Here is a 9,260-nt window from a genome sequence, read left to right as displayed (position 1 = left end):
GTTTAGAACTTTTTTATAAAATCCATTCTGAATCTGGAACTTGATAACCTTTCCCTGTTTGTTCCAGTATCTTTCCCGGATCATTCCTTTACAGATATTCATGCAATTCTGATCTTCTATCCGACATTCATACAGTCCATCAAGAGAAAACGCCGTAAGTTCTGTCCCTTCCGATAATAAGTATATACATTCTTCCTCCGGACGATACGTAATCACCTTACATGAATAATGACAGCGGTCAAAAAAACTGTCTTTTAATATCATTCTGTGTATCCTCAAAGTTGCATGACAATTCTCATACATAATCTTTCCGGCCCTCCTTCGTTCTAATGCACAAAAAGGACTGCTGCAAACAGATAATTTTGCAACAGCCCTTTTACTCAGGCTTATTTCATGCGTTCTGCTTTGATACGCTCCAATTCTGTGAATACATAATCGTTCACAACCTTGATATAAGTCCCCTTCATTCCAGAAGAGCGGGATTCAATTACCCCTGCACTTTCAAATTTACGGAGAGCATTAACAATCACAGATCTTGTAATTCCAACTCTGTCTGCAATCTTGCTTGCTACAAGAATTCCCTCTGTACCGTTCAATTCATCAAAGATATGAATGATTGCCTCCAGCTCTGAATAAGACAGCGTGCTGATTGCCGATTGAACAATATGCTCTTTTCTGGTCTCTTCCGCACTTTCTTCATTTACGGATCTTAACATTTCCAGCCCTACAACTGTGGTACCATATTCACTGAGAATAATGTCATCAATTTCATACATGGTGTTCATCTTATAAATGAACAGTGTTCCAAGTCTTTCACCGGCAATATCAATAGGGGTAATGATTGCCTGACATCCTTTTACTGCCTCTTCTGAAAATCCCAGTGTCTGCAGATTTACATTTTCTTTTGTGGATAAGATGCTGAGAAGACGTTCATTCAACATTTCATCAATATGTTTTCCGACCTCTTTCTCAATCAGCTCTGTAATATAAGGAACATCTTTACATTTACTTCCCCCAAGCACCTTTCCCTTCTTACTGATTACTAACACGTTTGAATCGAGAATCTCTGTGAGTACTTCACAGATATCATTAAATACTACTTTACTCGAATTATTATTATGCAGTAATTTGTTGATTTTTCTGGTTTTATCTAACAATTGTACGCCCATTTACATTCCTCCATCCTATGAATGTATATTATCATACAATTCTCTAACATTCAATGAATTTTCCTAATTATAATTCTTAATTTCTTTATTTTCTACGTACCCGCATTTTTCGTCACTGCAAAGAAGCTTATTCCCCTTCTCTACCATATATTTTCCACAACGCGGACATTTTTTTACTGACGGCTTCTGCCAGGACATGAATTCACACTCCGGATTATCCTCACATCCGTAATACTTTCTGCCCTTCTTTGTTTTACGGATCACAACATCTTTTCCACAGATTGGGCAGGCAACCCCGACCTTTTCCAGATAAGGCTTCGTATTGCGGCATTCCGGAAATCCCGGGCATGCAAGAAATCGTCCGTGCGGTCCGTATTTGATCACCATATTTCTTCCACACTGATCACAAACCACATCCGTAACTTCGTCTTCAATCTTTACCTGTTCCTGCTCTTTTTCTGCTTTTTCAACCGCTTCCTCAAGATCAGGATAAAAATTCTCAATGATCGTCTTCCATTTTACTTTACCTTCTGCTACACCATCCAGAAGACTTTCCATATTCGCCGTAAAGTTGACATCAACGATACTTGGAAATGACTGTTTCATGATATTGTTGACAACTTCCCCTATTTCTGTCAGATACAGGTTCTTATTTTCTTTCGCAACATATCTTCGTGCAATGATCGTCGAAATTGTCGGCGCATAAGTACTTGGACGTCCGATTCCAAGCTCTTCCAACGTCTTGACCAACGCCGCTTCTGTATAATGCGCCGGCGGCTGCGTAAAATGCTGTTTCATGTCAAAGCTTTCTTTTGTTAAAACAGAATCCATATCCAGACCTTTCAGCAGAACATTATTCTGTTCTTTTTCTTCTTCCGCTTCTGTATATACAGCACGGAAGCCTTCGAAAGCAATCTTGGATGCGGTTACTGCAAAACGATATTCTCCCGCAGCGATCTTCACAGAAGTAGTCTCATATCGTGCAGGCTGCATTCTGCTTGCCACAAAGCGTTTCCAGATCAGCTGATACAGACGAAACTGATCTCTGGTCAGAGAATCTTTCATTGCAGCCGGAGTACGTATAACATCCGTTGGACGAATCGCTTCATGTGCATCCTGCACAATCTTTTTCTCATTACCGTTTCTGGCTTCCCCTGCTGCTACATATTCATTTCCAAAACACTCACCGATATAACTGCGGACATTTGCATCTGCTTCATCAGAGATACGGGTTGAATCTGTACGAAGATATGTGATCAGTCCGACCGTTCCATTTCCCTTAATGTCAATTCCTTCATAGAGCTGCTGCGCAATCCGCATGGTCTTTGCCGTAGCAAAGTTCAGGACTTTTGAAGCCTCCTGCTGCAAAGTACTGGTAGTAAACGGCACCGGTGCTTTTTTGATGCGTTCTCCTTTTTTGATGTCAGATACAGAATACTCAACCTGATCGATCTCTTCTATGATTTTATCCAGTTCTTCCTTGGATGAAATCGTCATCTTCTTCTTTTCCGTTCCGTAAAACTTCGCAGTCAGAAGCCTTTTCTCACCTTTTACCTTCAGATTAGCATCCAGTGTCCAGTATTCTTCCGGAATAAATGCATTGATCTCATCTTCCCGGTCCGCAATGATACGAAGAGCCACAGACTGTACACGTCCGGCACTCAATCCTCTCTTTACCTTGGCCCATAACAGCGGACTGATCTTATATCCAACGATTCGATCCAGGATACGGCGCGCCTGCTGTGCATCTACCAGATCCATATCGATTTCTCTTGGATTTTTTAAAGATGCTTTGACTGCATTTTTTGTGATCTCATTAAAACTGATACGATATACCTTTTTCCCTTCCAGCTTAAGCGCCTGACTCAGATGCCAGGAAATCGCTTCTCCTTCACGGTCCGGGTCAGTTGCAAGATAGATCTTATCTGCTTTTTTTACTTCTTTTCGAAGATTGGCAAGTATTTCTCCTTTTCCTCGGATCGTAATATATCTAGGCTCATAATCATGTTCCACATCAATTCCCATCTGGCTCTTGGGCAGATCTCTAACATGACCATTGGATGCGGTTACCACATAATTGCTTCCTAAAAATTTTTTTATTGTCTTCACCTTCGCAGGTGACTCCACGATTACCAGATAGCGTGCCATAAACTTGCTTCCTCCATTATAACTCCCTGTTGGCCCTGTCACCGGACCTTTATGTAATATCCCTGAGATACCTCTCTGACATATCCTTTGATTTCCAGCGTAATCAGTCTTTCCATAAGTTCTTGTGGCGAAAGATGTGTCTCCTCTGTCAACTGACTGATTCCTTTTGGGAACAAATCAAGGCAACTATACACCATATTTTCAGCAGTTTCAAGCACTTTTTTATTTTTGTGATTTTTTTGTCCATGCTTTCTGTTTCCTATATTCAATTCTTCCAGAAGATCTTCCGGTGACAGAAGAATCCCTGCCCCTTGTCTGATCAGTCGATGACATCCTGTACTCAGAGCACTTGTAACCGGCCCGGGAAGCGCATATATATCTTTTCCCTGTTCCAGCGCCAGATCTGCTGTGATCAGAGAGCCGCTCCTTTCTTTTGCCTCCATAACAAGTACAACATCCGACAGGCCGCTGATAATACGGTTCCTCTCAGGAAAATAAGCCGGAAGCGGCTGCTCCTGCGGAAGACGTTCTGACAGAACTCCTCCCTGCTTCTGAATATCCATATAAAGTCCGATATGTTCTCTCGGATAACAGACATCCACTCCACATCCCAGGACTCCATATGTTTTACCCCCACCATTCAGCGCCCCTCTCTGTCCCGCACCGTCAATACCTCTTGCCAGACCACTGATAATTGCAATCCCTTCTCTTGCCAGGCTTTCTCCATACTCCAGCGCCATCTCTTCTCCATATGGACTGCACCTTCTCGCTCCGACAATTGCAGCCGTATATACATCATCCTGCGGGAGCTCGCCTTTTACATATAATGCATACGGTGGATCTGAAAGTCTGGTAAGCCTTTGCGGATATTCTTCTGAAAAATACGGAACAAATCGGATTTGCTTTTTTTCGAGCTGTTTCCATCTCCATTCCAGGTTCTTATCTTTCTTCGCAATGCATAACGTATATACATCCTGTTCTTTCAGAAAATCCAGTTTCTTTAATGCTTTTTCTTCTATATAATATATATTTTTTGCGCATTTATATACTTCCCGTAATTTTTTCTTTTTCCCGTCCGTCAGTGGACGTACCGATGCAAGCCAGAATTCATACATCATCCGTTCATTACCTCCTCCAGTATTTTTTATCCAGGGTTCGATAGCCGATTGCCTCTTTCAGATGGACTTCTCTGATCCTGCTGCTTTCATCCATATCTGCGATTGTTCTTGCCACTTTCAGGATCTTATGATAAGTCCTGGCAGTCAGGCCGAGTGCATAATAGGCCTGTTCCATCAGTTCTTTTTCTGCCGGTCCAAGCGTACAGTACTCGTCCAGCATTTTCACTTCCAACATTGCATTCGTCAGTATTCCGCTCCCTTGATATCTCTTTTCCTGTATCTTTCTTGCGGCACATACCCTTTCACGTATTACTCCGGAGCTTTCCTGTGGCGACTTTGCATTCAGATCCGCGTAGCGGATCCTCGGCGTCTCCATGCAGATATCTATCCGATCCAGAAATGGCTGGCTGATCTTACCGAGATAATGTTGGATCTCCCCGGATGTACATGTACACCTTCCCATATCCGGATAATTACCACAGGGACATGGATTCATGGCCGCTGCCAGGATAAAATTTGCCGGAAATGTATAATTCCCATGTGTTCTTACCAGTTTGATCTCACGCTCTTCCAAAGGCTGTCTCAGTACTTCCAGAACCGGTTTCTGAAATTCAGCCAGCTCGTCCAGAAACAGTACACCTCCATGTGCGAGACTGATTTCTCCGGGTCTTGGGACACTTCCACCGCCAATCAGAGCTGCTTTTGTCACCGTATGATGCACACTTCGAAAGGGTCTGCCTGCAATCAGAGGGGACTCTTCATTAATCAGTCCCAGCACGCTGTACACCTGCGTGATCTCCATACTCTCCTCCAGCGAAAGCGGCGGAAGAATCGTAGGAATCCTTTTAGCGATCATGGACTTCCCGCTCCCCGGGGGCCCGACCATCAAAAAATTATGTCCTCCTGCCACAGCAATCTCCACAGCACGCTTTACCATCTCCTGACCGCAGATATCCGCAAAATCAACCGTATCTATATGGGCTTTCATACCGGATGTCCAGTTTTTTCCCGTCACCGGCTTTATCTCTGCATGCCCGGTGATATGTCTGCAGATATCTTCCAGAGTCTCTGCGCCCAGAATGCAGATATCATCTATCAGTGCACCTTCTCTTGCATTCTTTGCAGGAACAATACAGGTGTGGCATCCCTGTCTTTTTGCTTCCATGACGATTGGAAGTACTCCCGGAACCTCCCTGACTTTCCCGTCCAGGCTCAGCTCCCCAACCACAAGTACATGTTCCAGCTTCTTCCCTGGAATCAATTCCAATGACGCAAGCACGGACAATGCAATCGGCAGGTCAAATGATGCTCCTTTCTTACGCACGGTTGCCGGTGCAAGATTAATCACCATCTTTTTTGCCGGAATCTGAAACCCGGAATTTTTCATTGCTGTACGCACTCTCTCTGACGCTTCTTTCACCTCCGATGAAAGATAGCCAACCATATGAACCCCTGGCAGGCCATTGCTTACATCCGCTTCCACACGAATCATCTCCACACCAAGGCCCTGTATTGCCGCAGACAATACTGTACTAAATGCCATACACATTCCTCCTTCTATTCTCTTTTATATTTCTTTCATATTCTCAGGAAAAACGACCGAACCGGTCATATAGATCTGCCGAAGAAAGATTTGGATCAAGATAAAGACTTCTTCATAAAATGTGCATTTATCTTATCCCAATCTTTCTTCAGTGTCAACATATTTTCAGAAATATCCCCGCAGCTTTTCAATCGCACTTTTCTCGATCCTTGAAACATAAGAACGAGAGATGCCCAACTGTCTGGCAATCTCCCGCTGTGTATACTCCTCCTCATTATATAACCCATACCGCATCTTAAGTACCAGACGTTCCCTTTGTGACAGTTCTGATTCCATTCGCTGATACAGCTTGCGGACATCATCTTTCAATTCAACTTTCCGATATGCATCACTCTCCTGTGTTTCAATCACATCAAATAAGTGAATCTCATTTCCTTCCCGATCAGTACCGATCGGTTCATACAGAGATATTTCTCTGGATATTTTCTTTTTTGTTCTCAGATACATCAGAATCTCATTTTCAATACAGCGGGCTGCATAAGTCGCAAGCCTTACACTTTTTTCGGAATCAAACGTAACTACCGCCTTGATCAGCCCGATCGTTCCGATAGACAGAAGATCCTCCATGTCGTCCGCTGCAGACTGATATTTCTTCACAATATAAGCCACAAGACGCAGATTTCGTTCAATCAGGATATGCTTTGCTTCAAGATCGCCCTCCGTATACTTTTGCATATAATACCTTTCTTCCGCAGCTGTAAGAGGTTGTGGAAATGATTTCAAGGAGAAGCACCTCTTGGCGTATTTAATATAGTCTATGAAAAATCTTGTCTTTTTGTGCTTTTCCATGATTTTTTTCTATGCAAAACCACCAAAAAAAGGTTATAGTATATATAACTTAGGGAAAAATGTCGGTCACCGATGTCTGGCGGCCTCCCGGTAATAAAGAAATTGCATCGGCTGACACCGGTGCCGGATTGGGGATATGTTATGAAAAAACAATTGGGGAAAATTCTTTTTTACAGTCTTTCCATTATACTGACTGCACAGTTGAGTATGAATCTCTTTATCGCAGATTTTAAGATTTCTCTTGCTATCATATGTTTTACGCTTTTTCTGTTTCTCAGGGACTCTTTTCCTCTGCTTCCGGTTACTTTCTGCACTGCATTTGGTGTATATATTTCCCGTGCTCTCCTCTACTGGTTCTGCCACGGGGAATTTACCGGAACCGCCAGAGCTTATCTTCCGGAAACTGTATTTTTTATCTGTTATGGTCTTCTGCTTTTCCTGTATCAAAAGCTTTCCGCAGAGCATCCTCTGAGTCAGAATCATGCTTTTCTTCCTCTGATTCTGATTGATTACACTGCAAACCTTGCAGAACTGATCGTAAGACTTGGCGGCGGTGCTTTTCACTTTAAAACACAGGGAAGTATCCTTCTGATCGCAATCCTGCGTACTCTGGTCATCTGGTGTATCCTTACTGCCATTCACCGTTACCGGCATTTTCTTCTGAACCGGGAACACGAAGATCGTTATCGGCGTCTGGTACTTCTGATTTCAAAACTGAACGGTGAAATCGTATGGATGCGTAAAAATACGTCTCTGATCGAAAGCACCATGAGTACGGCGTACTCCCTCTATGAGCATCTGAAAGACTCTGACCACGAGTCTGGCACTGCTTCTATGGCGCTTCATGTTGCAAGAGATATTCACGAGATCAAAAAAGAGTATCTTCTGATCATGCGTGGAATCTCAGAAGCTTTGAACGAAGAATTGACCAGTGACGGCATGTACCTTCAAGATCTGCTTGCAATTTTAAAAGATGCCCTTATGCTTCTTGCCAAAGAACACCATGTGGAATTACAGATGGATATTGTCTGCGGTGACAACCCCTATATCCGTCAGCATTACTCTCTGATGTCTATTTTCCGTAACCTTTTTATCAACGCACTGGAAGCCGCTGATGAATCCAGAGCATGGATTCAGGTTCTGCAGCAGACTCTCGGTAACGATATGGTCTTTACCGTCACTGATCACGGCCCCGGAATAGCTCCTGAATACATCAATGAAATATTTGAAACCGGTTTTTCCACAAAGATCAACTACTCCACCGGAGAGATCAACCGTGGTCTGGGACTGAATCTGGTACAGGATCTTGTTGAAAATCAATTCCAGGGAAAAATCGAACTGACTTCCTTCCCCGGACAGACCACTTTTACAATTACAATTCCAACAAAAAATCTGAAAGGAGAGATCGCATGAGATTCTATTGTCTTGACGATGATAAAAATATATGTAACATTTTGAAACTGATTATTCAGGATCGGAAACTCGGAACCGTCTGCGGCTCCAGCACCGACGGCCAGGCTGCCCTTGAAGATCTTCCGCTTCTGCGCCCGGATATCGTGATCGTTGATCTGCTCATGCCGGAAATGGATGGCATTGCTTTCATCCGTCAGGCAAGAACTCTTTTAAAAGATACTGCATACATTATGCTTTCCCAGGTATCTTCCAAAGAAATGATTGCATCTGCCTACGAAGCGGGCATTGAATTTTATATTCAGAAACCTATCAACAGTATTGAAGTAGAAAAAGTCATCCTGCAGGTATGCGAATCCATTTCTCTGAAACGGACGATGGCACAGATGCAGAATATCCTGAATCTGTCACCAGTCAATCAGGAACACTTTTCAGATTCAGATCTGCGTGGCAGCTCTGCTTCTGCAAGATCAGAAGACGAATGTTCCGGTACCCTCCGGACGATCCTTCAGCGCCTGGGAATCATTGGAGATATTGGAAGCAGGGATATTATTATGATCGTAAATTACCTGGTTAAAAATCCGAACCAGATAGATGACTTAACACTGAATGAACTCTGCAGTAAGTTCAGTGACTCACCCAAATCCATGGAACAGCGCATCCGCCGTACTGCAAGCACCGGAATGGTGAATCTGGCACATCTTGGAATTGAAGATTACAGCAATGATATATTCACAGAATACTCCAATACTCTGTACAACTTTGAACAGGTACGAAAAGAAATGGATTATATTCGTGGAAAAAGCCAAAAACATGGTAATGTGAAGATTAAAAATTTTCTGAATGCTCTTGCCGTATACTGTATGAGCAACTAATCATCTCATCGGCAGATTTAACAGTATCAAATTAGAAAAATTGTGAATTGTGACAATTTTTAGATTTGATACTGTTTTTTTTCGTCAATCCTGATACAATTTGATACTTTCTGAAACTGGTCTTATATATTGATACCATCAATAACAG

8 protein-coding genes are annotated in these 9,260 nt (G+C 42.8%); 2 read left to right on the top strand and 6 right to left on the bottom strand.

Annotation, left to right across the window (positions count from 1 at the left end; translation table 11 throughout):
• The 6 genes from JQM82_RS12965 to sigK form a co-directional block, all read right to left on the bottom strand.
• Window positions 1–303 (bottom strand): hypothetical protein (locus JQM82_RS12965; RefSeq protein WP_235250789.1); only part of this gene is annotated, 303 nt, incomplete at its 3' end.
• Window positions 304–386: 83 nt separating this feature from the next.
• On the bottom strand, window positions 387–1,169 hold the full coding sequence (gene codY / locus JQM82_RS12960) for a GTP-sensing pleiotropic transcriptional regulator CodY (RefSeq protein ID WP_235250787.1): 783 nt from the start codon (window positions 1,167–1,169) through the stop codon (window positions 387–389).
• Window positions 1,170–1,232: 63 nt separating this feature from the next.
• Entirely contained in the window at window positions 1,233–3,317 is a 2,085-nt protein-coding gene (topA, locus tag JQM82_RS12955; protein WP_235250785.1) for a type I DNA topoisomerase, read from the bottom strand.
• Window positions 3,318–3,355: 38 nt separating this feature from the next.
• Complete coding sequence (dprA, locus tag JQM82_RS12950) at window positions 3,356–4,435, bottom strand: DNA-processing protein DprA (RefSeq protein WP_235250783.1); 1,080 nt, start codon at window positions 4,433–4,435, stop codon at window positions 3,356–3,358.
• Window positions 4,436–4,442: 7 nt separating this feature from the next.
• Window positions 4,443–5,978: a YifB family Mg chelatase-like AAA ATPase gene (locus JQM82_RS12945; protein ID WP_235250781.1), complete on the bottom strand. Its 1,536-nt coding sequence runs from the start codon at window positions 5,976–5,978 to the stop codon at window positions 4,443–4,445.
• Window positions 5,979–6,143: 165 nt separating this feature from the next.
• Entirely contained in the window at window positions 6,144–6,713 is a 570-nt protein-coding gene (gene sigK / locus JQM82_RS12940) for an RNA polymerase sporulation sigma factor SigK (protein ID WP_235250779.1), read from the bottom strand.
• Between the two features lie 255 nt (window positions 6,714–6,968).
• Here sigK and JQM82_RS12935 point away from each other — a divergent pair, with 255 nt between their 5' ends.
• Both JQM82_RS12935 and JQM82_RS12930 read left to right on the top strand, forming a co-directional pair.
• Window positions 6,969–8,240 (top strand): sensor histidine kinase, encoded by a 1,272-nt coding sequence (locus tag JQM82_RS12935; RefSeq protein WP_235250777.1) that lies wholly within the window; start codon window positions 6,969–6,971, stop codon window positions 8,238–8,240.
• Window positions 8,237–9,112: a response regulator gene (locus JQM82_RS12930; protein ID WP_235250775.1), complete on the top strand. Its 876-nt coding sequence runs from the start codon at window positions 8,237–8,239 to the stop codon at window positions 9,110–9,112. The genes JQM82_RS12935 and JQM82_RS12930 overlap by 4 nt, the downstream gene beginning before the upstream one ends.
• Window positions 9,113–9,260 lie beyond the last annotated feature (148 nt).

Source organism: Faecalicatena contorta (assembly GCF_021531995.1).
GTDB classification, from domain to species: Bacteria; Bacillota; Clostridia; order Lachnospirales; family Lachnospiraceae; genus Dorea_A; species Dorea_A contorta_A.
The sequence above is the reverse complement of the archived record's forward strand: the minus strand, read 5'-3'. Positions and strand labels throughout refer to the sequence as shown.